At 37.7% G+C, this 24,507-nt stretch carries 15 protein-coding genes, 5 tRNA genes and 1 rRNA gene; 2 read left to right on the plus strand and 19 right to left on the minus strand.

All coding sequences use genetic code 11. From position 1 onward, the window contains the following. Positions 1-63: 63 nt before the first annotated feature. From M2265_RS12535 to M2265_RS12605, 15 genes are all read right to left on the minus strand, one after another. Positions 64-1,593 (minus strand): 16S ribosomal RNA (locus tag M2265_RS12535). Between the two features lie 1,235 nt (positions 1,594-2,828). Further along, positions 2,829-7,106, minus strand: coding sequence for a DNA-directed RNA polymerase subunit beta' (rpoC, locus tag M2265_RS12540; RefSeq protein WP_132773509.1), 4,278 nt, complete (start codon positions 7,104-7,106; stop codon positions 2,829-2,831). Between the two features lie 74 nt (positions 7,107-7,180). Further along, positions 7,181-10,990, minus strand: a complete 3,810-nt coding sequence (gene rpoB, locus M2265_RS12545) for a DNA-directed RNA polymerase subunit beta (RefSeq protein WP_132773507.1) — start codon at positions 10,988-10,990, stop codon at positions 7,181-7,183. Between the two features lie 169 nt (positions 10,991-11,159). Further along, positions 11,160-11,531: a 50S ribosomal protein L7/L12 gene (gene rplL / locus M2265_RS12550; RefSeq protein WP_021191047.1), complete on the minus strand. Its 372-nt coding sequence runs from the start codon at positions 11,529-11,531 to the stop codon at positions 11,160-11,162. 80 nt (positions 11,532-11,611) lie between these two features. After that, complete coding sequence (gene rplJ / locus M2265_RS12555; protein WP_132773505.1) at positions 11,612-12,130, minus strand: 50S ribosomal protein L10; 519 nt, start codon at positions 12,128-12,130, stop codon at positions 11,612-11,614. Positions 12,131-12,132: 2 nt separating this feature from the next. Continuing rightward, positions 12,133-12,831, minus strand: coding sequence for a 50S ribosomal protein L1 (gene rplA, locus M2265_RS12560; RefSeq protein WP_021191049.1), 699 nt, complete (start codon positions 12,829-12,831; stop codon positions 12,133-12,135). A gap of 22 nt (positions 12,832-12,853) precedes the next feature. Continuing rightward, entirely contained in the window at positions 12,854-13,297 is a 444-nt protein-coding gene (gene rplK, locus M2265_RS12565) for a 50S ribosomal protein L11 (protein WP_021191050.1), read from the minus strand. Between the two features lie 186 nt (positions 13,298-13,483). Next, positions 13,484-14,029 (minus strand): transcription termination/antitermination protein NusG, encoded by a 546-nt coding sequence (gene nusG / locus M2265_RS12570; RefSeq protein WP_132773503.1) that lies wholly within the window; start codon positions 14,027-14,029, stop codon positions 13,484-13,486. Between the two features lie 18 nt (positions 14,030-14,047). After that, entirely contained in the window at positions 14,048-14,242 is a 195-nt protein-coding gene (gene secE, locus M2265_RS12575) for a preprotein translocase subunit SecE (RefSeq protein WP_031288930.1), read from the minus strand. 19 nt (positions 14,243-14,261) lie between these two features. Continuing rightward, positions 14,262-14,332, minus strand: a tRNA-Trp gene (locus tag M2265_RS12580). A gap of 164 nt (positions 14,333-14,496) precedes the next feature. Next, entirely contained in the window at positions 14,497-15,684 is a 1,188-nt protein-coding gene (gene tuf / locus M2265_RS12585) for an elongation factor Tu (protein WP_132773501.1), read from the minus strand. Positions 15,685-15,740: 56 nt separating this feature from the next. Beyond that, a tRNA-Thr gene (locus M2265_RS12590) sits at positions 15,741-15,812 on the minus strand. A gap of 94 nt (positions 15,813-15,906) precedes the next feature. Then, positions 15,907-15,979 (minus strand) — tRNA-Gly (locus M2265_RS12595). Positions 15,980-16,034: 55 nt separating this feature from the next. Further along, positions 16,035-16,115, minus strand: a tRNA-Tyr gene (locus M2265_RS12600). A gap of 21 nt (positions 16,116-16,136) precedes the next feature. Further along, positions 16,137-16,209 (minus strand) — tRNA-Thr (locus M2265_RS12605). A gap of 456 nt (positions 16,210-16,665) precedes the next feature. Between M2265_RS12605 and M2265_RS12610 the strand changes: the two genes are divergently transcribed. Next, complete coding sequence (locus M2265_RS12610; RefSeq protein WP_132773499.1) at positions 16,666-17,829, plus strand: BamA/TamA family outer membrane protein; 1,164 nt, start codon at positions 16,666-16,668, stop codon at positions 17,827-17,829. A 72-nt stretch (positions 17,830-17,901) separates the two neighbouring features. Here M2265_RS12610 and M2265_RS12615 read toward each other — a convergent pair whose 3' ends face one another. The 4 genes from M2265_RS12615 to M2265_RS12630 all read right to left on the minus strand — a co-directional run bounded on the left by M2265_RS12615 (position 17,902) and on the right by M2265_RS12630 (position 22,888). Continuing rightward, entirely contained in the window at positions 17,902-18,429 is a 528-nt protein-coding gene (locus tag M2265_RS12615; protein ID WP_031288932.1) for a hypothetical protein, read from the minus strand. Positions 18,430-18,791: 362 nt separating this feature from the next. Continuing rightward, positions 18,792-20,111 (minus strand): sensor histidine kinase, encoded by a 1,320-nt coding sequence (locus M2265_RS12620; protein ID WP_021191053.1) that lies wholly within the window; start codon positions 20,109-20,111, stop codon positions 18,792-18,794. 3 nt (positions 20,112-20,114) lie between these two features. Then, positions 20,115-21,476: a sigma-54-dependent transcriptional regulator gene (locus tag M2265_RS12625; RefSeq protein WP_132773497.1), complete on the minus strand. Its 1,362-nt coding sequence runs from the start codon at positions 21,474-21,476 to the stop codon at positions 20,115-20,117. Positions 21,477-21,580: 104 nt separating this feature from the next. Continuing rightward, the gene (locus M2265_RS12630; protein WP_132773495.1) at positions 21,581-22,888 is read right to left on the minus strand and encodes a TolC family protein; all 1,308 of its coding nucleotides are present in this window, start codon (positions 22,886-22,888) and stop codon (positions 21,581-21,583) included. A gap of 312 nt (positions 22,889-23,200) precedes the next feature. Between M2265_RS12630 and M2265_RS12635 the strand changes: the two genes are divergently transcribed. Then, positions 23,201-24,454 (plus strand): efflux RND transporter periplasmic adaptor subunit, encoded by a 1,254-nt coding sequence (locus tag M2265_RS12635; protein ID WP_132773493.1) that lies wholly within the window; start codon positions 23,201-23,203, stop codon positions 24,452-24,454. Positions 24,455-24,507: the final 53 nt, after the last annotated feature.

Here is a 24,507-nt window from a genome sequence, read left to right on the forward strand (position 1 = left end):
TCTTATTTGTTTCTTATATAAATCATGTGTATCCGTAACGAGCTTCAATTCCGAATGCTCTAGAAAGGAGGTATTCCAGCCGCACCTTCCGGTACGGCTACCTTGTTACGACTTAGCCCCAATTATCGGTTTTACCCTAACACGCTCCTTGCGGTTACATGCTTTAGGTACCCCCAACTTTCATGGCTTGACGGGCGGTGTGTACAAGGCCCGGGAACGTATTCACCGCGTCATTGCTGATACGCGATTACTAGCGAATCCAACTTCATGAGGTCGAGTTGCAGACCTCAATCCGAACTGTGAACGGCTTTTAGAGATTAGCATCATATTGCTATGTAGCTGCCCGCTGTACCGTCCATTGTAGCACGTGTGTAGCCCCGGACGTAAGGGCCATGATGACTTGACGTCGTCCCCACCTTCCTCACAGCTTACGCTGGCAGTCTGTTTAGAGTCCCCACCATTATGTGCTGGCAACTAAACATAGGGGTTGCGCTCGTTGCGGGACTTAACCCAACACCTCACGGCACGAGCTGACGACAGCCATGCAGCACCTAGTTTCGTGTCCCGAAGGACTGATCCGTCTCTGGATCATTCACTAACTTTCAAGCCCGGGTAAGGTTCCTCGCGTATCATCGAATTAAACCACATGCTCCTCCGCTTGTGCGGGCCCCCGTCAATTCCTTTGAGTTTCAATCTTGCGACCGTACTCCCCAGGTGGATAACTTAACGCTTTCGCTTGGACGCTTACTGTGTATCGCAAACATCGAGTTATCATCGTTTAGGGCGTGGACTACCAGGGTATCTAATCCTGTTTGATCCCCACGCTTTCGTGCATCAGCGTCAATACTAACTTAGTGAGCTGCCTTCGCAATCGGAGTTCTAAGACATATCTATGCATTTCACCGCTACTTGTCTTATTCCGCCCACTTCAAATAGATTCAAGTCCTACAGTATCAAAGGCACTGCGACAGTTAAGCTGCCGTCTTTCACCACTGACTTATAGGACCGCCTACGCACCCTTTAAACCCAATAAATCCGGATAACGCTTGGATCCTCCGTATTACCGCGGCTGCTGGCACGGAGTTAGCCGATCCTTATTCTTCAGGTACATTCAGCTTTCTACACGTAGAAAGGTTTATTCCCTGACAAAAGCAGTTTACAACCCATAGGGCAGTCATCCTGCACGCGGCATGGCTGGTTCAGAGTTGCCTCCATTGACCAATATTCCTTACTGCTGCCTCCCGTAGGAGTCTGGTCCGTGTCTCAGTACCAGTGTGGGGGATTCTCCTCTCAGAGCCCCTAGACATCGTAGCCTTGGTGAGCCGTTACCTCTCCAACTAGCTAATGTCACGCGAGCCCATCCATATCCTATAAATATTTGATCACAAACCGATGCCGGTTAATGATGTTATGCGGTGTTAATCTCTCTTTCGAGAGGCTATCCCCCTGATATGGGTAGGTTGCTCACGCGTTACGCACCCGTGCGCCACTCTCATCAGTTCGTAGCAAGCTACTCCCTGAATCCCGTCCGACTTGCATGTATTAGGCCTGCCGCTAGCGTTCATCCTGAGCCAGGATCAAACTCTCCATTGTAAAATGAAGTGTAAGATCAAGACTATTTATAATAAATAGAATTGTCTTGTATTTTAATTTCTAATTCTAAAATTGAACAGGTTGATTTTTTTAACTTTCGCTGTTTCTCAACACTACTCGTTACGTTACATGATTATATTTTTAAAGAACTTCTCTCGCTTCCGCATCTCGCTTCGGCTTTTATGATGTCGGCATTGCGCCGTTATCGATCTTGTTTCTGTTTCCCTTCGTTTCCGTTGGGACTGCAAAGGTAGAAATCTTTTTGGTTTCTCCAAAATAAATGTGAAAATTTATTTTTTTTGTTTTCCTGCTGTTTCTGCGTTTAATCTTCATTAAACCCTTCTTTTTTCAGTGCCTATCCTTTCGGATAAGCCGTTCCTCCCTTGCGGAGTGGTGCAAAGATAGCGACTTTTTATAATCACTTCCTAATCTTTTTTCGCTTATTTCTAAATAATAAGGTTAACTAACTGTAACATTGGGTGATTCATTTATAAGCTATAGATCTATAGCAAGACATCTGGAATAAAAAAGGACTGATTCCTTCTTTTACAAGGTATTTTTGACTGCTATACTTGAACTCCATTTCAATAACTAATTGCTGCAATCCCATAATATATATTGGTATAATGCTCAAAAAAATATTCGCTAATCTGAGAAAAACAATGATTCGCGCCCACTACAGACGTGCTCAGATAAGCATTTAATGCAGATCTTTTATCAATAACGGGAAATAGCCGATCATTTAATAGGGAATGTACATTTCAGTAGTCTAACTTTTAGCACCCGATATGTGGAGCATCAAAAGATCTTCACTTACATCTTATCCGTAACAAAAACCTTTACGTAATGAACGAAAATCTTATCTGGAACGCACATCGATTTATCAAATGCAGCATGTCGTGCTATTTTCTTGAGTCTCCCGCCCTGCTCAACCACTCCCGATGAAGACTATTTTATCTAAACATTCGAACTGGTGTTGAACGATCATCAACACTAAACCGTTAACCTCTGTTGCTACTGAATTCAGTATACTATGCTTAGATTGAGGCTTTGCTGATGTTTCTCAAAAAGTAGTAAATGCCTATTCACCAAGAGGTAACTGAAACCAAATAGCATTCATTCTTTAACAAGGTTAAAACTACAACAGGCATATATACAAGAGTCGCAGTATAATGTTAAACAAAAAAAGGGTTGCAAATAAAATCTGCAACCCTTTTACGTATTATTAAAAATTATTAATCTTCTTCTTTCGAAGCTAATAATTGATCATATTCTTCACGTGAACCAACGATAATATTACCGTATTGACGAAGACCTGTACCTGAAGGGATCAAGTGACCCACAATTACATTCTCTTTCAATCCTAATAAATTATCACGTTTACCTGCAATAGCTGCTTCGTTCAAGACTTTAGTAGTCTCTTGGAATGATGCTGCAGAGATAAATGATTTCGTTCCTAACGAAGCTCTAGTTATACCTTGTAATAAAGGACTTGAAGTTGCTGGAATAGCATCACGTACCTCTACTAGTTTTTGATCACGACGTCTCAAGCTTGAGTTTTCTTCACGTAATCTACGTAATGAAACGATCTGTCCTGGACGTAAGTCATTAGAGTCACCTGCTTCAACTACAACTTTCTTGTCGTAAAGTGAATCGTTTTCTTCCATGAAATCCCATTTGTTAACTGCTTCTTTTTCTAAGAAACGCGTATCTCCTGGATCTTCAATATTCACTTTCTGCATCATTTGGTGAACAATCGTCTCAAAGTGTTTATCATTAATTTTCACACCTTGAAGACGGTAAACCTCTTGAATACCATTTACGATATAATGCTGTACTGCTGAAGGACCTTTAATTGATAAGATATCTGCTGGAGAGATCGAACCATCCGATAAAGGCATACCTGCTTTAATAAAGTCATTATCCTGTACTAAGATATGTTTCGAAAGTGGAACTAAGTATTTCTTAATCTGGCCATCGCGTGACTCAATAGAGATCTCACGGTTACCACGTTTAACACCACCTAAAGTTACAACACCATCAATCTCAGTTACAACTGCTGGATTAGAAGGATTACGCGCTTCAAATAATTCTGTTACACGAGGTAGACCCCCTGTAATATCTCGCGTTTTACCTGTAGAACGAGGAATCTTAACCAAGATACCACCTTCTTTAACAGTTACACCGTCCGATACAGAAACGTGAGCTCCTACTGGAATGTTATATGTACGAATTACTTCACCTTTTTTATCTAAAATCTTAATAGCAGGATTCTTCGTTTTATCACGAGTTTCAATAATTACTTTCTCTTTGTGACCCGTTTGCTCATCTGACTCTTCGCGGAAAGTTACACCTTCAACAATTGCATCAAATTCAACTTTACCGGCAAACTCAGAGATAATAACAGCATTGTATGGATCCCATGATACTAATTTATCACCCTTAGCTACTTGATTTCCTTCTTCAACGAATAATTGAGAACCGTAAGGGATATTTTGTTGGAATACAACTTTTTTAGTTTCATCCAAAATTTTAATCTCACCTGAACGACCCAATACTACTTGATGCGTACCGTCTTCACCTTCTTGAGATACTGTACGTAGATTTTCAAATTCTACAGTACCAGCATATTTAGAAGATATTTGTGACTCAGCAGCAATGTTAGAAGCCGTACCACCGACGTGGAACGTACGAAGCGTTAACTGTGTACCTGGCTCACCAATTGATTGCGCAGCAATTACACCGACAGCCTCACCCAATTGAACACGTTTACCAGATGCCAAGTTACGACCGTAACAGCTAGCACATACACCGCGTTTACACTCACATGTTAATACAGTACGGATCTCAACACCCTCAATACCTGAAGCTTCAATACGTTCAGCAACAGCTTCTTCAATATCTTCATTTTCAGAAACGAGTAATTCACCTGTTTCAGGATCATATACATTGTACAATGAAACACGACCTAAAATACGATCATATAACGGTTCTACAACATCATCGTTATCTTTTAATGCAGTTGTGTAAATACCTCTTAAACCTCCACAGTCTTGCGTAATAACAATCATATCCTGTGCAACGTCATGTAAACGACGTGTTAAGTAACCCGCATCGGCAGTTTTCAATGCCGTATCGGCAAGACCTTTACGCGCACCGTGGGTAGAGATAAAGTACTCTAATACTGAAAGTCCTTCTTTAAAGTTTGATAAAATCGGATTCTCAATAATTTCACCACCAGCTGAACCAGATTTCTGAGGTTTAGCCATCAAACCACGCATACCACACAACTGACGAATTTGCTCTTTCGAACCACGCGCCCCAGAATCAAGCATCATATATACGGAGTTGAAACCTTGGTTGTCATTCGATAAGATATCCATTACGTGTGATGTCAACTTATTGTTGATACGTGTCCAGATATCGATAATTTGATTATAACGCTCGTTGTTAGTAATGAAACCCATGTTATAGTTATTCATTACTTCTTCAACTTCGTTAGTAGCTTGTTGAATTAAGTCAGTTTTAGCAGCAGGAATGTTCAAATCTTGCAAGTTAAACGATAAACCACCTTTGAAGGCCGTTTGGAAACCTAATTCCTTCATATCGTCCAAGAACTGTGCAGCACGAGCCATACCCGTAGTTTTCACAATTTCTCCAATGATATTACGCAAAGATTTCTTCGTTAATAACTCATTGATAAAACCTACTTCATGAGGTACAACCTGGTTGAAGATAACACGACCAACTGTTGTATCTAATAACGTATCAACAATACTACCGTCTTTTGTTCTGATTTTAGTTTTTACCTTAATAAAAGCATGCAAATCAATTTTCTTCTCATTTAAAGCGATAATTACCTCTTCAGCAGAATAGAAAATCATATCTTCACCATGAACGATATGGTCTGGTGTGCTCTTACGGCCTTTAGTAATATAATAAAGACCCAAAACCATATCCTGAGATGGTACTGTTACTGGAGAACCATTTGCAGGATTTAAGATATTGTGGGCAGCCAACATTAAAACTTGTGCTTCCAAAACTGCAGCATTACCTAAAGGTAAGTGGACTGCCATCTGGTCACCATCAAAATCGGCGTTGAACGCTGTACACACTAATGGGTGTAATTGAATTGCTTTACCCTCTACTAAAGTAGGTTGGAAAGCTTGAATACCCAATCTGTGAAGCGTAGGTGCACGGTTTAATAATACAGGGTGACCTTTCAACACGTTTTCTAAAATATCCCAAACAACAGGATCTTTACGATCTACAATTTTCTTAGCCGATTTTACAGTTTTAACGATACCACGTTCGATCATCTTACGAATGATAAACGGTTTGTAAAGTTCTGCTGCCATATCTTTAGGTATACCACACTCGTGCAATTTCAAGTGAGGTCCAACGACGATTACCGAACGAGCCGAATAATCCACACGTTTACCCAATAAGTTTTGACGGAAACGACCTTGTTTACCTTTTAAGATATCAGATAATGATTTCAACGCACGGTTACCTTCAGTTTTCACTGCGTTAACTTTACGTGAGTTATCGAATAATGAATCTACAGCCTCTTGTAACATACGTTTTTCATTACGTAAAATTACTTCTGGAGCTTTGATTTCAATTAAACGTTTCAAACGGTTATTACGGATAATAACACGACGGTATAAATCATTTAAATCTGAAGTCGCAAAACGACCACCATCTAAAGGCACTAATGGACGCAATTCCGGTGGAATAATAGGAACGATTTTAACAATCATCCACTCCGGACGATTCTCAATACGGTCTCTAGAACCACGGAATGCTTCTACAACGTGAAGACGCTTTAAAGCCTCATTTTTACGTTGTTGAGAAGTTTCGTTAGCCGCTTGATGACGTAAATCATAAGATAATTTATCTAAATCAATACGTTTCAATAATTCTTCTAACGCTTCAGCACCCATTTTAGCAACGAACTTTTGAGGATCGTTGTCATCTAAATATTGATTTTCTTTCGGTAATGTATCTAAAATATCTAAATATTCTTCTTCAGTCAAGAAGTCCATATAGTTGATACCATCGTCCTCTTTAATACCAGCCTGAATAACTACATATCTTTCGTAGTAGATAATCATGTCTAGTCTCTTGGTAGGAAGACCTAATAAATAACCAATTTTATTTGGAAGAGAACGGAAGTACCAGATATGAGCAACAGGAACCACTAATGAAATGTGTCCCATACGCTCACGACGTACTTTTTTCTCCGTAACTTCAACACCACAACGGTCACATACGATACCTTTATAACGGATACGTTTGTATTTACCACAGTGACATTCATAATCCTTTACAGGACCAAAGATACGCTCACAGAATAAACCATCACGTTCTGGTTTGTAGGTACGATAGTTAATCGTTTCCGGTTTTACAACTTCACCACTTGAACGCTCTAAAATTGTTTCTGGAGACGCCAAGCTTACAGTAATTGATGTAAAGTTGCTTTTAATTTTATTATCTTTTTTGTAAGACATACTTATTCAAAAGTTAAAGCTTTATGAAGAAGTTTTAGTGATCATAGCGATCACTAAAACTTCACTTTGCTTAATTAATCCAATGTGATATCTAAACCTAAACCACGTAACTCATGTACCAATACGTTAAACGATTCTGGTACAGATGGAGTTGGTAAATTGTTTCCTTTTACGATAGCCTCGTAAGTTTTCGCACGACCAACAACATCATCCGATTTCACAGTCAAGATTTCTTGTAGGATATTAGATGCACCAAATGCCTCTAATGCCCAAACTTCCATCTCACCAAAACGCTGACCCCCGAATTGAGCTTTACCACCCAATGGTTGTTGTGTAATCAATGAGTATGGTCCGATCGAACGAGCGTGCATCTTATCATCAACCATGTGTCCTAATTTTAACATATAGATCACACCAACTGTAGTTGGTTGGTCAAAACGCTCACCCGTTAAACCATTGTACAAGTAAGTTCTACCTGAAGCAGGTAAACCAGCTTTAGCTACCCAGTCTTCTACCTCTTCTTTTTCAGCACCGTCGAAAATAGGAGTTGCAAATTTAACACCTAATTTTTGACCAGCCCAACCTAAAACAGTTTCGTAAATCTGTCCTAAGTTCATACGAGAAGGTACACCTAATGGGTTTAACACGATATCTACTGGTGTTCCATCATCTAAGAAAGGCATATCTTCATCACGTACAATACGTGCAACAATACCTTTATTACCGTGACGACCAGCCATCTTATCTCCTACTTTCAATTTACGTTTCTTAGCAACGTAAACTTTAGCCATTTGAACGATACCTGATGGCAATTCATCACCGACAGAAACTGCGAATTTATCACGTTTGAAAGCACCTAACTCTTCGTTTAACTTAATGTTATAGAAGTGTAAAGAAGCTTTAATCATTTCATTCTTATCTTCGTCAGTTGTCCAACCTGTAGGGTTGATGTTATTGTAGTCTAATTCAGCTAAGATTTTTTGTGTAAACTTAGCTCCTTTCGCTACTAATAATTCTTTATATACATTATAGATACCTTGAGCAGTTTTACCATTTACAACTGTAAACAATTTCTCTACTAAACGTTCTTTCAAAATCTTAACAGCTCTTTCATGTGCTGTTTCTAATTTCTCTAATGTTTTACGCTCAACTTCTTTTGACATTTTCTTAGCGCGTGCAAATAACTTCGTATCAATAACAACACCTTTCAATGAAGGAGAAGCTTTTAATGAAGCATCTTTCACGTCACCCGCTTTGTCACCAAAGATTGCACGTAATAATTTCTCTTCTGGAGAAGGATCAGACTCACCTTTTGGAGTGATCTTACCAATCAAGATATCACCGCCATTAACCTCAGCACCAATACGGATGATACCGTTTTCGTCTAAGTCTTTAGTCGCCTCTTCCGAAACGTTAGGGATATCTGCTGTTAATTCTTCTTCACCACGTTTTGTATCACGAACTTCCAATTCAAACTCTTCAATATGAAGAGAAGTAAACCAGTCTTCTTTTGCTACACGCTCAGAAATTACGATCGCATCCTCAAAGTTATATCCTTGCCAAGGCATGAATGCAACTTTCAAGTTACGTCCTAATGCTAATTCACCATTTTCAGTGGCATAACCTTCACATAATACCTGACCTTTAGTCACACGTTGCCCTTTACCTACAATAGGTTTTAAGTTCATACAAGTATTCTGATTGGTTTTCTTGAATTTGATCAATCTATATGTTTTCACGTCGTCATCAAATGACACTAAACGGTCATCATCTGTACGGTCGTAACGAATTTTAATCTCATCCGCATCTACATACTCAACTACACCATTACCCTCTGCATTAATTAATGTACGAGAATCTTTCGCAACACGGCCTTCTAGACCAGTACCTACGATAGGTGCTTGTGGACGTAAAATTGGAACAGCTTGACGCTGCATGTTTGATCCCATCAATGCACGGTTGGCATCATCATGCTCCAAGAAAGGAATTAATGAAGCCGCAATAGACGTAATCTGGTTAGGTGCAACATCCATATAATCCAAACGTGTAGGTTCGATTACCGGGAAATCACCAAAATATCTAGCTTTTACTTTAGCATCGATAAAATTACCATTATCATCATATTGTGCATTAGCTTGACCGATTGTTTTCTCATCTTCGTCCTCAGCAGATAAATAATGTACAGGTTCTTCAACCACAACACGACCATCTTCAACACGACGGTATGGCGTTTCGATAAAACCTAAATTATTAATCTTAGCGTGAACAGCTAATGACGAAATCAAACCAATATTTGGTCCCTCAGGAGTTTCGATTGTACACAAACGACCGTAGTGCGTATAGTGAACGTCACGAACCTCGAAACCAGCACGCTCACGAGAAAGACCACCTGGACCTAAAGCTGAAAGACGACGCTTGTGCGTGATCTCTGCAAGAGGGTTCGTTTGATCCATGAACTGTGATAACTGGTTAGTACCAAAGAAAGAATTAATAACAGACGATAACGTACGTGCATTAATTAAATCTGTTGGTGTGAAAACCTCATTATCACGAATGTTCATACGTTCACGAATAGTACGTGCCATACGAGAAAGACCTACTCCAAATTGCGCGTATAATTGCTCACCTACAGTACGTACACGACGGTTAGATAAGTGGTCAATATCATCCACCTCAGCTTTAGAGTTGATTAAGTTAATCAAATACTTCACGATAGCGATGATATCTTCACGAGTCAATACCTTCGTTTCATCAGGAGTATTTAATTTCAATTTACGGTTAATGCGGTAACGACCAACATCCCCTAAATCGTAACGTTTGTCCGAGAAGAATAAACGGTCGATGATACCACGAGCAGTTTCCTCATCAGGTGGTTCAGCGTTACGTAACTGACGGTAGATATGCTCTACTGCCTCTTTCTCAGAGTTAGACGTATCTTTTTGTAATGTGTTATATATAATTGAATAGTCCGCATTGTTAGATGCATCTTCTTTCGCTAAAATAATAGATTTTACTCCAGCATCGATGATCAAGTCAATGTGATCTTCTTCTAAAACAGTCTCACGTTCAAGTATGATTTCATTACGGTCAATAGATACAACTTCACCTGTATCCTCATCAACAAAATCTTCAATCCATTTTTTCAATACCCTTGCCGCCAAACGACGACCAACGTATTTCTTAAGACCAGATTTACTAACTTTTACTTCATCAGCAAGATCAAATAATTCTAAGATATCCTTATCCGAATCATAACCGATAGCACGTAATAAAGTAGTAACTGGGAATTTTTTCTTACGGTCGATATAAGCATACATAACGTTATTTACGTCAGTTGCAAACTCGATCCAAGATCCTTTAAAAGGAATTACCCTTGCAGAATATAGTTTAGTACCATTTGTGTGTCTACTTTGACCAAAGAAAACGCCAGGTGAACGGTGTAATTGAGATACGATTACGCGCTCCGCACCATTAATCACGAAAGTACCTTTCGGTGTCATATATGGGATAGTTCCCAAATATACGTCCTGTACAATAGTTTCGAAATCTTCGTGTTCTTCATCATTACATGATAACTTTAACTTCGCCTTTAGAGGAACGCTATAAGTTAACCCACGTTCGATACATTCTTGTATATCATAGCGAGGAGGATCAATAAAATAATCCAAAAACTCGAGCACAAAAATGTTTCTAGAATCAGAAATAGGGAAGTTTTCCGAGAATACCTTGAACAGCCCTTCCTGATGGCGGTTGTCAGAAGTAGTTTCTAATTGAAAAAACTCCTTGAAAGATTGCAATTGCACATCTAAGAAATCTGGATATTCCAGAACTTTCCTGCTTGTCGCAAAATTTACTCTTTCTTGTTGAATATTATTGTTTGCCAAGGGGATATGAATTTTAGTTTTAAAAAAACTGAGCTTAACTATGCTGTTATTACTACATCTCGACTATGTTCAGCACACACATAGACTAGTAGTCAAATATCATAAATAGGAATAGACTCTAACGAAAATACGTCAGAGTCTAAACCTTTTGAGGGCTTGTTAGCTAAGATTATTTAATCTCAACAACAGCTCCAGCTTCTTCTAATTGTTGTTTCAACGCTTGTGCTTCGTCTTTAGAAACACCAGTTTTAACTTCTTTAGGAGCACCGTCTACTAAATCTTTAGCTTCTTTCAAGCCTAATCCAGCTAAATCTTTTACTAATTTAACTACAGCTAATTTAGCACCACCAGCTTCTTTCAAGATAACATCGAAAGATGTTTTCTCTTCAGCAGCAGCAGCTTCAGCTGGAGCAGCAGCAACTGCAACAGCAGCAGCAGCAGGCTCGATACCGTACTCGTCTTTTAAGATATCAGCTAGTTCTTTAACTTCTTTTACTGTCAAGTTTACTAACTGCTCAGCAAGTTGTTTTAAATCTGCCATTTTATTTTGAATTTTTGAATGTCGTTATGAAAAATTGTTATTATTAATAGTACGAATGTTTTATTTTAAAAGAGTATTCGTTAACCTCTTTGCTCTAAAGCTTTTACTAAACCTGAAATTGTATTTCCACCCGATTGAAGAGCTGAAATAACATTCTTAGCAGGAGATTCCAATGCAGCGATAACGTCAGCGATGAGTTCATTTTTAGATTTAAGACTCACTAATGCTTTCAACTGATTGTCACCTACGAATGCAGTTTCTTGAATATAAGCAGCTTTTAACAAAGGTTTATCACCTTCTTTACGTAAAGCTTGAATTAATTTTGCTGGAGCATTTGCTACCTCAGAAAACATCATTGTAGATGCACCTTTCAATGCGCCAATAATTTCTTCTGAATCAACACCAGCTTCAATTAATGCTTTTTTGATTAAAGTGTTTTTAACAGCTTTAATTTCAATACCACCTTCGAAACACTTGCGACGAATGCCGTTCACTTTTTCAACCGATAATTCAGAAGTGTCAGTAATATAGAAATTACCGTAAGATTTAATCTGCTCGGCAAGAGCTTGAACAATTTCTTGTTTTTCTTCTTTTCTCATGATTAAATACCCGCTACTGATTTAGTCTCAATATGAATACCAGGACTCATAGTTGATGAAATGTGAATGCTTTTAAAGTATGTTCCTTTTGCTGCAGACGGTTTCAAACGAGAGATAGTTTGTAATACCTCTAATGCGTTTTCATAAATTTTGTCTGCATCGAACGACGCTTTACCAACTGAAGTATGGATGATACCAGTTTTATCAACTTTGAAATCAATCTTACCGCCTTTAACATCTGTCACTGCTTTACCTACTTCTGTAGTTACAGTTCCAGTTTTAGGATTTGGCATTAAGTTTCTTGGACCTAAAATACGACCCAATTTACCTACTTTAGCCATCACACTAGGCATTGTAATAATGATATCAACGTCAGTCCAACCGCCTTCAATTTTACTGATATACTCATCTAAACCCACGAAGTCAGCACCTGCTGCTTTAGCTTCTTCTTCCTTATCAGGAGTACATAAAACTAAAACACGTACAGTTTTACCAGTTCCGTGAGGTAAAGTTGCAATACCACGAACCATTTGATTTGCCTTACGGGGATCTACGCCTAAACGAACGTCGATATCCACAGAAGCATCGAATTTGGTCAATGAGATTTCTTTAACTAAAGCCGCAGCTTCTTTTAAAGAGTATGCTTTACCAGCTTCAATTTTGGATAGTGCCGCTTTTTGATTTTTTGTTAATCTAGCCACTTTTCTTAAATTGATTTCTTAATTAATTGTTCCAAGGAGCATTACCTGCTACAGTAATCCCCATACTACGTGCTGTCCCAGCTACCATTCTCATAGCAGCATCTAAAGTAAACGCGTTTAAATCTACCATTTTATCTTTAGCAATAACTTCTACTTGTTCCCAAGTAACTGAAGCTACTTTCTTACGGTTAGGCTCACCTGAACCGCTTTTTAAACCCGCAGTTTCTTTCAATTGAATAGCAACTGGTGGAGTTTTAATGATAAAATCAAAAGATTTATCAGCGTAAACTGTAATGACAACAGGCAATACTTTTCCTGGTTTGTCTTGCGTACGAGCGTTGAACTGTTTACAGAAATCCATAATGTTCACACCTTTAGCACCTAAAGCAGGTCCTACTGGTGGAGATGGATTCGCAGCTCCGCCCTTAACTTGTAATTTTACTAACGCACTGACTTCTTTTGCCATCTTGTTTTGAATTAAATTATTAAATGTTTGTTAGTAAGTTGGAAGCAAATAACGTAACATTTATTATTTCACCTGGTTATTAACTTGCGTTTAACCACCAAATGAGGTGCAAAGATATATAGAATTAAATCTATTTGCAAATTTATTTTAACATAAAAAGAGCAAAGTTGTGCTTTGCTCTTTTTATTATTCTTTTTCTACTTGCATGTAGTTTAATTCCAATGGTGTTTTTCTTCCGAAAACTTTCACCATCACAATCAGTTTTTTCTTATCTTCATGAACTTCTTCGATCTCACCTGTGAAACCATTAAATGGACCATCATTCACTTTCACTGTCTCACCAACGTAATATGGTACATTAATTGTCTCACCTTGCTCAGCCATCTCATCTACTTTACCTAGAATACGATTAACCTCAGCTTGGCGCAACGGAATAGCATTACCTGCTTTATCCCCTAAAAATCCAATGACACTATTAACTCCTTTTATAATGTGTTCCAACTCACCATCTAAAGCAGCCTCTAGCAAAACGTATCCAGGATAGTAGTTACGCTCTTTAGCCACTTTCTTTCCATCACGCATCAAATAGTACTTCTCCATCGGAATCAACACTTGAGTAATCAAATGCTCAATTCCTAAACGGCTAACTTCGGCATCGATATATTGCTTTACCTTCTTCTCCTTACCACTCACTGCACGAACTACGTACCATTTTAAACTTTGATCTGCCATAAATAATGTTTGATGAAATTAAGAAGCAATACCGTACAATAACTCTAATACGTTACTTGAAGCTTTATCCATTACAAAAACCAATAATGCTATTATAACAGAAGCAACAAGTACAATCACAGCGGAGTTCTGTAATTGACCCCAAGTAGGCCAAGTAACCTTCTCTGTAATTTCGACATAAGAGTCTTTAAAAAAATCAAGTACTTTTGCCATTTTCAGTTTATTTATTAAGCACGGGAACAAGGATTCGAACCCTGATCAAAGGTTTTGGAGACCTCTATTCTACCGTTGAACTATTCCCGTGTATTATCTTATTTTAATGATGCAAATATAGTGTTTTTAACTATTCCCTGCAAATTTTTTTAATCTTTTTTTATTGTTTTTTAATCAATATTTCAGACTGAAAAAATAAGCTAATCAGTATGAACTGATTAGCTTATTATATGTGATTCTAGAATCTTTAAAGACTATAAAATTTCAGTTACCTGACCAGCACCTACAGTTCTACCACCTTCACGGATAGCGAAACGTAAACCTTTTTCCATAGCAATAGCAGAGATCAACTTAACAGTAATCGTTACGTTATCACCTGGCATTACCATCTCAGTACCTTCAGCTAAAGTGATTTCACCTGTAACATCTGTTGTACGGAAATAGAATTGAGGACGGTATTTGTTAAAGAATGGAGTGTGACGTCCACCTTCAGCTTTTGATAATACGTAAACCTCAGCTTTGAAGTAATCGTGTGGAGTTACTGAACCTGGTTTAACGATAACCATACCACGACGGATATCAGTTTTCTCAATACCACGTAATAATAAACCTACGTTATCACCAGCCTCACCGTAATCCAAAATTTTACGGAACATCTCAACACCTGTTACTGTAGATTTCAAACCTTCAGCAGCACCCATACCTAAGATCTCAACTGGATCTCCAGAGTTGATTACACCTCTTTCAATACGACCTGTAGCTACTGTACCACGACCTGTGATCGAGAATACATCCTCTACTGGCATTAAGAAAGGCAATTCAGTTAAACGTGGAGGGATTGGAATGTAGCTATCAACAGCATCCATTAATTCCATGATTTTAGCAACCCACTCAGGCTCACCGTTAAGAGCACCTAAAGCAGAACCTTTAATTACTGGAACATCATCTCCTGGATAATCGTAGAATGATAATAATTCACGAACTTCCATTTCAACTAAATCTAATAATTCTTCATCATCTACTAAGTCAGTTTTGTTTAAGAAAACAACAATAGCAGGAATACCTACTTGACGACCTAATAAGATGTGCTCACGCGTTTGAGGCATAGGACCATCAGTAGCAGCAACTACGATGATAGCGCCATCCATCTGAGCAGCACCAGTTACCATGTTTTTCACGTAATCGGCGTGACCTGGACAGTCAACGTGTGCATAGTGACGTGAAGCAGTTGAGTACTCAACGTGTGCAGTATTAATAGTGATACCACGCTCTTTTTCTTCAGGAGCAGAGTCAATTGAATCAAATGAACGAGCTTCTGATAAACCTGCGTCTGCTAATACTTTAGTAATAGCTGCAGTTGTAGTAGTTTTACCGTGGTCAACGTGACCGATTGTACCAATGTTTAAGTGTGGTTTACTACGGTCAAATTTCTCTTTTGCCATGTTTATGCGAATTAGTAATTATAAATATTTCTATACTTGTTATACAATGTTGTACGAGCCAAAGATGGGATTTGAACCCACGACCTCTTCCTTACCAAGGAAGTGCTCTACCCCTGAGCTACTTCGGCTTTTCGAAAATCCTATCTACAGATTAATGCCCCCACCTTTAGATATAATATTATCAAAGAAGACAGAGACTAAAAATCAAGACTTAAAAATTTGAGCGAAAGACGAGGTTCGAACTCGCGACCTATAGCTTGGAAGGCTATCGCTCTACCAACTGAGCTACTTTCGCTTTTTTTGCGTTTTTCTTAGACTTTCGTCACCAACAGTACGCTAACTGCTTAGTGTGGGGGGAGAAGGATTCGAACCTTCGAAACCGAAGTAACGGATTTACAGTCCGTCCCATTTGACCGCTCTGGAACCCCCCCATAACTCTAAAGTTATGTTTGAGCCTCTTATCGGAATCGAACCAATGACCTACTGATTACAAGTCAGTTGCTCTACCAGCTGAGCTAAAGAGGCATCTTTATTTAAAAGCTTTTTTAATCTCCAAACGCAATTTCTTTTGTTTAGCGAGTGCAAATATCTATTTTAATTTTGACACTTGCAAGCTTTTTTTTTATTTTTTTTCACTCTTAAAAGAACTATCAAACTTTCTGTGTTAGCATCGCTATTTCCTTGTTTGCTGATGCAAAGATATACACTAAACCCACATTACAAAAATATTTTTTTAAAAAAAACGCTACTTTTTCACAACACTACTGATACGCAGATAAATAAATTTCAAGCGAAATAAGACAATTAATAACGCTGGTGCAAAATTCGGTATTTCATCTACTAGATTATTATCCTTGACAGCTCGGGATCAAGAACAGAACAGCAAACATAAAGCCTAAAAAATAAATGTTAATCGATAAATTTGTTATCTATATGACGCAATTAAAATTGTAAATAAAACAAATTTATCTAAGTTTGGCCATGCAAAATCGAGATCAGCGTAAAGTGATCAAAATACTAGTTTCAATACTATTCATTGTTTTCATCACCGATACACATATTGTAAAAGCTCAAAATATAATAGAAAAAGTTACAAAAAAAGTTTTTTCGACCTCAAAGGACTCAACAAGATCTGGCGTATTCATGGTATTGCCGGCTTTGGGTTATGCGCAAGAAACAGGTGCTGAATATGGCATCGCCAGCAATTACAATTTCTATTTTAACAAAAAAGATTCAAGTATTAGGTCATCAAACATTTTATTAATGGGTACCTATACAACTAAAAAACAATCAAATATTAAACTACAGGCTGATATTTGGACAGATAATAATGATTATCATATTATTTCAGAGATCCGGTACCGCAATTGGCCCTCGAATTACTATGGTATAGGTATGGATACAAAAAAAGCTGACGAAGATCTTATCAGTCAGAAACTTTTCCGTGTCAAATTAGAAGTAGAAAAAAGAATTGCGTCCAAATATTATGCTGGTGTCAATATACAATATGACTATGTACAATTTAAGGACAAGGAAATAGACGGTATCTTTGACGACGCATCGTTACTAGGAAAAAATGGTGGACAGCAGTTACTGCTGGGTATTTCACAGCTATTTGACAGCAGAAACAATGTATCTTACACGACTCAAGGATATTACGCAAGAGCTAAACTAGCTTATGCTCCAAAACTATGGACAAAAGAAGATTTTGAAGGTGGCAATTTTGACGCTGATCTGCGTGCATTTTTTCCTATTCATCCCAAACTAACATTGGCTGCTCAGGCTATTTATAGATCTACCTTTGGCAAAACCATTCCATATTACGCCTATAGAGATTTAGGCGGAGACATGATGATGCGGGGTTATTATATCGGTCGGTATAAAGATAAGAACTACCTGGCATCGCAAGCGGAATTACGTTACCGCTTTCATCCCAGATTTGCAGCAGCAGCCTTTACAGGTGTGGGATCTGTCTTTTCAAAAGAGTATAATGCTCGATTTATTCCATCGTATGGAGGAGGATTTCGTTATTTTTTCAGCTTAGAACATAATAGTAATATTCGAATTGATTACGCTTACGGTGAACAGAGGCCTGGAGAAAAAAGACAATCGGGATTCTACCTTTCTCTTAGCGAAGCATTTTAAAATAAAATACCAATAATTAATTGATCATCTTTTCCTAATAAGAGATGATCAATTTCATAAATACCCCTTCTTCTAAAAACGAATGACAAAATCTTCTTTTCTTTGACCTTTTTTAAAAAAAACCAATCCTAAATGGAAAAGATCAATAGTCACAACTACCTTTTCAGCTTGTTTTAGTAGGTTCCAGTATTTTTCATGGTTTTTAGAAGCATGTGGCTCTTCAATGATTAAAATAGCATGTTCATCAACATCATCCAATACAGATAGATAATCCTCATCGGTATCAATATAATAAATAACTCTAGGGAAGTCATCTCTTCTAATTTGCCCAAACAATTCTAAAAGATCCTGCTGGACCAATTTACCTCTTATTTTAAAGGTTTTAAAGGCAAATGTCCCAAAAAAACGTTCTAGAAATAAATATTTTTTAATAGCCCTCTTCCCTGCTCTCTTATAAAATAATGGTACAGCATCCAACTGTTCAACAGTAGGTTTTCGATAAAGAACTTCATCAACCAATTTATATACAAAAGGTGAATGAGTCCCATGACGACTATGAGAGATTAAGTAATGGCGTAAATATTTTAGATAAAACTGCATTTCGAGAACAAATGTACATAGAGTTATACATATTTGGATCACCTGTATAGCATATTGGACATTTCTTTAGCGTTTATACTAATTTTACTTAGTATTAATAGAGGGTTTATAGAGCTTTAGCTCTATAAACCCTCTATCAAACCTCTAGAAAAGCTCTATAAATCCTTTAGAAAATAATAATAAGGCCTACACATATTTCCTATTAAGAAACAACATGATCTACCTTCGTTTCTCTAAAAAGATATAAAACAGGAAATATTTCACATGGAACATTCGTGAATGGTTGATGATAAAACACAGAAACATAGGACTAACCAGCGGAGAACTGTTAGCGATAAAATGAGTCAATAGCAAGAAATAACTTAAAACTGTAAAATAAAAACACTTCCTTTTCCTTCTTCACTATTAACAAAAATCGTCCCTTTGTGCAACAGCATGATCTGCTTGCTCAATGTCAAGCCAACACCTGTACCGGTCTTCTTTGTTGTAAAAAATGGTGTAAAAATTTGTTCTTGCAAATCACTGGGTATACCAATTCCATTATCTTCAATCCTTACCTGTATCTTACCGTCGGCTTCTATGGCAGAAAGACTGATATATGGATTGTCATTTAATTTAACTGCGTCAATAGCATTTAACATCAAATTGATGATAACCTGTTCAATCAGATTAACATCAGCGTGAAGAACCAAGCGCGTATTCTTCAGAATAATATCTACATCCACATTCTTTTGAAGAATTGTCGGTTCCAATAATTGGTAAATATGTTCAAAAAGCTGTGCCGCAGAAATGGGAACCAGCAAAGGCTCGTCGACCTTATTGATCATCCTGTAGCTTTTAGCGAAATGCAAAAGTCCCTGACTTCTGCGCTGGATGGTCGAAATTCCTACTTTTAAATCCTCTATATCTTCCTGTCCTCTGAAATGATTTAGCCTTCCGTTTAAAGTCTCTGCTAGCGAACTGATCGGAGCAATTGAATTCATGATTTCATGCGTCAACACCCTTAAAAGCTTTTGCCAGGCTTTCGTTTCGGTCTCATCCATCGCTTCATTGATGTTTTGATAGACGACAATCCGAAAGACTGCGTCTTGTGTTTCAAAGCTGGAACTCTGAATAAGCAACTTTATCTTTCCTTTTTTTGACTGTACAGATTCCATTTGTTGCTGTCCAACATCCAAACGCATGGTCTTTTCGTACAATTCTTCGTGTTTTTTCTTCAGGGCAGAAATATTTCCTAGATGCGGCATATGAAACAATTGCTTAAAAGCATCATTTACCCACATCACTTTTCCGTTGTCCAATTGATAGAATATAATAGCCGAATTTAGCATATTAATAACCCTGTCGAGATATTGATGCTGGATCTCCTTATCCATGCTGATCTCCTTATAGGTGTCGTTAATCTGATTAAAAGAGGTAAAAAGTCTACCTTCCGTTGATTTCGCATTTTTAACAACGAATCTACGTGTAAAATCATGGTATTTCACCGCCTCGGAAAACTCGACCACTTGCTGCGATAAAAAGTGGATTTGCTGATAGATGCTGTAAGCTAAGCAGGCAAGCAGAATAAAAATCAAAACAGCATAGGTATAAAAACCCTTAAACACCAGAAAGGCATCGATCACACATCCTGCCAACAAAATCAGTAATTTAACTAGATTAAAGAATCGATTACCTTTCATTCTTTAGATATCATATTTTTCCAATCTTCTGTATAAGGCTGCCCGTGTCAGTCCCAACTCCTTTGCTGCTTTACTTATATTTCCATTAAATCGGTCTATCGCCGCTTTAATCGCTTTTCTTTCTAATTCTTCCAAATTTGTACCAGCAATGCTCGTGTCAAATGAACTTTCTTCGGGCTGTTGCTCAATTGGGGAAAAAAAGATATCGTTACCGCTAATACTCGCTTGGTCGGCCATAATCACCGCGCGTTCAATGCTGTATTGTAATTCTCGTACATTACCCGGAAAATGATAAGAAAAGAGTTTTTTTATGGCATCTGCTTCAAATCCGTCAATCCGTTTATTATATTTCTTAGCATAAACGTTTAAAAAATGTTCTGCGAGAAGTTGAATGTCATGTCCCCTATGTCGTAAAGGTGGAACCTGTATTTCTACAGTATTGATCCGGTAAATCAGATCTTTTCGGAACCTATTTTCATCCGCAAGTACTTTCAAGCCAGCATTTGTAGCTGTTATGAGGCGGATATCGACAGGAATCATCTGATGTGATCCTAATGGCGTCACATAACGATTTTGAAGGACGGTCAATAATTTAGACTGTTGCTGCAGCGAGATATTTCCAATTTCATCTAAAAACAAAGTCCCTCCATTGGCTGTTTCAAACCGACCTTGACGATCTTCCCGTGCATCCGTAAAAGCTCCCTTTTTATATCCAAACAATTCGCTTTCAAACAAACTTTCCGTTAAAGAGCCTACGTCAACTTTCACATAGACATCATTGGCACGAAGTGAACGTTTCTGAATGGCCTGTGCGATCAGATCCTTTCCTGTACCATTTTCTCCTAAAATCAATATGTTTGCATCTGTCGGAGCAATCTTCTCTAACTTATATTGCAACTCATCCATTACGACCGACTGCCCGATTAAATCGGGAACACCGTCCAACGTTAAAAGCGAATTTTTAACTTTTTTGTCTTGATTTTTATTTTCTGTCAGCGCACTTTCTATTGTAGCCAATAGATGTTCGTTAATCCATGGTTTTACCACGAAATCTGAAGCTCCCTGTTTGAGCGATTTCACGGCTAGGTCAACAGCTCCATACGCTGTAATCATGATAACCCGAATATTTGGATATTTTTCTTTTATCCGTGACAACCAGAACAATCCTTCATTACCCGTATTGATTGTACTTTTAAAATTCATATCCAGTAAAACCAGATCGTACGACATCTTATCCAGATGTCCCATGAGATTTTCTGGATTAGATTCTACTTGCACATGGCTCACTTTGGGCTTGAGTAATATGCGTGCTGCTGTTAATAAATCATGGTCATCATCGACGACTAAAACTGCTGACTTTTTCATTAAAATAATTTGTTCTGCACTGGCAATGAGGTTATCATGAGTAATTTATTGTTCATTATTCTAAAAGAATACTCATGCATGCATTTATTCAGATACTAAGATAACTATAAATTCAACGAGCCTGCATAATAATCATTGATATATTTTTGAAGCAACCATTCATATTGCTTCACAAGCAACTGAATCTGACTACTGTCCAATTTATTCTTTGCTGTTAAGAAAAGTACGGAATTGCTATTTCCTGCCTCAAAATGTACCTGTGCAATACGAAATGATTCCGAATAACTTTGTTGCTGTTCTTGCAATTGAACGATGTTATTACTGACATTTTTCAAATTAAAAACAGCCTTAGCCGTCTCGGTACGTAATTCATTGAGACTAACATCTTTTTGAAATTTGGCAGATTCCAAATCTAATTTAGCTAATTTCACTTGATTATATACAGCGAGATGATTGAAGATCGGAATGTTTAAATTGAGTCCAATTGACTTCCCTAAATTATTGTTGAATTGCTTAAAATAACCAAAATCAGCACCGTTTGAATAATTTGTAGATAAACCTGCACTGAAAGACAAGGATGGCCAATAATTTGATTTCACCACTTTAATATTGCGTTCAGCAGCCTTGATCCGCCAATCCAGTGCTGGTATAATTGGCAAATTCTCACTTGCAGCATCAAACAATTGCGCTGCAGTTTTAATTTCAGCATCCTGTTTAAATTCGATCGCTTTCAACTCGCCCAAACTTGTTTCATCTACATTCAATAAAGTAGATAACCTCACTCTATTGAGATACAAAATCTGTTTATTATTTTCAATTGCATTGATATCATTCGCCAATTGTCCTTTCAGATCAAAATAATCTCCCGGTGCAATTGCACCTTCTTTATGAAGTACTTCTGCCCTACGAACCTGTTCCCTTGTTACCTCTGTTTGCAATTCGGACTGTTTCAAGACATCCTGAGCAGTCAAAATCTGAATAAACGATTCGATCACATCCAATTTAAGCGTATTTATTCTCGAATCGAATTCCAACTTGCTGGCAGTTTTTGCATCAGCTTTCATACGTATGTCGTGCAAAATTCGAAATCCGTTAAATACAGGAACAGTTACTCCTAAAGAAGCTCCTCCCGAAGAATTATTTGTTGTCGTATATTGATTGATTGTTTTATCCAAATAACGCCCCGTACTAAAACCGTGATTTAAACCTGCATTGACATCTGGCAGTCGATTCGCTTTTGCCTGTTTCAAATTAATATCCGCCCTTCTTACATCTAGTTCATTCTGCATTAAAGCCGGATTTGCTTTTATAGCCAACTGTATGCATTCATTCAACGAGCGCTGTTGAACTTGTGCACGGACAAAAGTCAAGCTACAAAGAAAACACAAACTGTATATAAAGATTCGTTTCATATTTCATATTTTCCAAATCTTTAACCACAGGCCATGCCAAACAAACAAATCACTAATTATCAACTAAATAACAATAACCAATAATGATATATGTTCATCTTCGTACATGCAGGTGTTCGCTTTCGAACACTTCAAGAATACACTCATTGTTCACCATAAAAAACGGCTTTGTGATCAAGTTGTACGCAGCCGAACAATAAGTGTTCGATTACGAACACTAAACAAATAGCTAAAACACAATAATGAAATGAATATCAATGCATTACATTTATGGCACATCTTTCATAGATAATAACAAAATTGAAACGTATTATGGACAGACCTTTAGAAAAGAAGAAGTGGAATAACAAACGCATATTAACCTTAGTCGGAATTACAGGTTTGGTCGGCCTTATAGCCGCAAGCTTTTATTTTACAAGCGGTAACAGTAAGTTGAATGTAGAAGCAGATCGTATTTCCATCGTTGAGATTAAAAAAGACAATTTTCAGGAATTCATTCCAATCAATGGATCTGTTCTTCCTATTAGCAGTATTTATTTAGATGCTTCTGTTGGAGGCCGTGTGGAGGAAAAATATGTAGAAGATGGTGCGACCTTAAAAAAGGGAGATCCAATCATGCGGTTGTCCAATACCGATCAGGAGCTTACTCTTATTCAACAGGAAACACAGGTTTTAAACCTCTTGACACAATCACAGATTGCCCAAACCAATGCACAACAGGTTTCGATCAATAACCGTAACCAGATGGCAGATGTAGAACAGGCTTATAAAGAGGCTGAACGTGTATATCAATTAAATAAAAAATTATTGAATGAAAAAGCGATTGGATCACAAGAATTTGAAAAATCAAAAAATGAATATAACTACCAAAAAGAACGGGTTAACTTAACAAAACAAATCCTAAAACAGGATGAGGTTTCGACCAATCAAAAAGCGCATCAGGATAAAGAAACGTATCAACGTACACAAAGTGCTCTTGAATTGATGAAGAGAAAAATCGGCGATTTGATCGTTCGTTCTCCTGTAGATGGTCAATTAACATCATTTGACGCTGAGATTGGACAAAATAAAAATGCAGGTGAACGTCTTGGACAGATCGACGTGCTTACGGGATTTAAGGTTCGTGCGGATATTGACGAGCATTATATCAATCGAATTTTCCCGGATCTTCAAGGTGAATTCACAATTGGTGATAAAGCATATAAGTTAAGAATCAAAAAAGTATATACGCAAGTAACAAATGGACGGTTTCAGGTCGATATGGAATTTATCAATGAAGTTCCTAAAGGTATCCGTAGGGGGCAGACTTTACAGATCAGATTGGCTTTGAGTGACGAGACCAAAGCAGTATTACTTGCAAAAGGAGGATTTTATCAGCAGACCGGTGGTAATTGGATCTTTAAACTGGATAAAAATGGAAATACTGCTTACCGTGTGGATATTCAACTGGGAAGACAGAATCCTGAATATTATGAAGTCATTAAAGGTCTACAACCTGGTGATAAAGTAATTGTATCCAGCTATGAGACTTATGATAAAGTACAGGAGTTAAATATTAAACGCTAATAAAACTTATGATAGGATGCTCGCGCTAATCCTCCAAAAAAGTAAAGAGAAAA

The sequence above is a fragment of the Sphingobacterium kitahiroshimense genome (genome assembly GCF_025961315.1).
GTDB lineage: Bacteria > Bacteroidota > Bacteroidia > Sphingobacteriales > Sphingobacteriaceae > Sphingobacterium > Sphingobacterium anhuiense.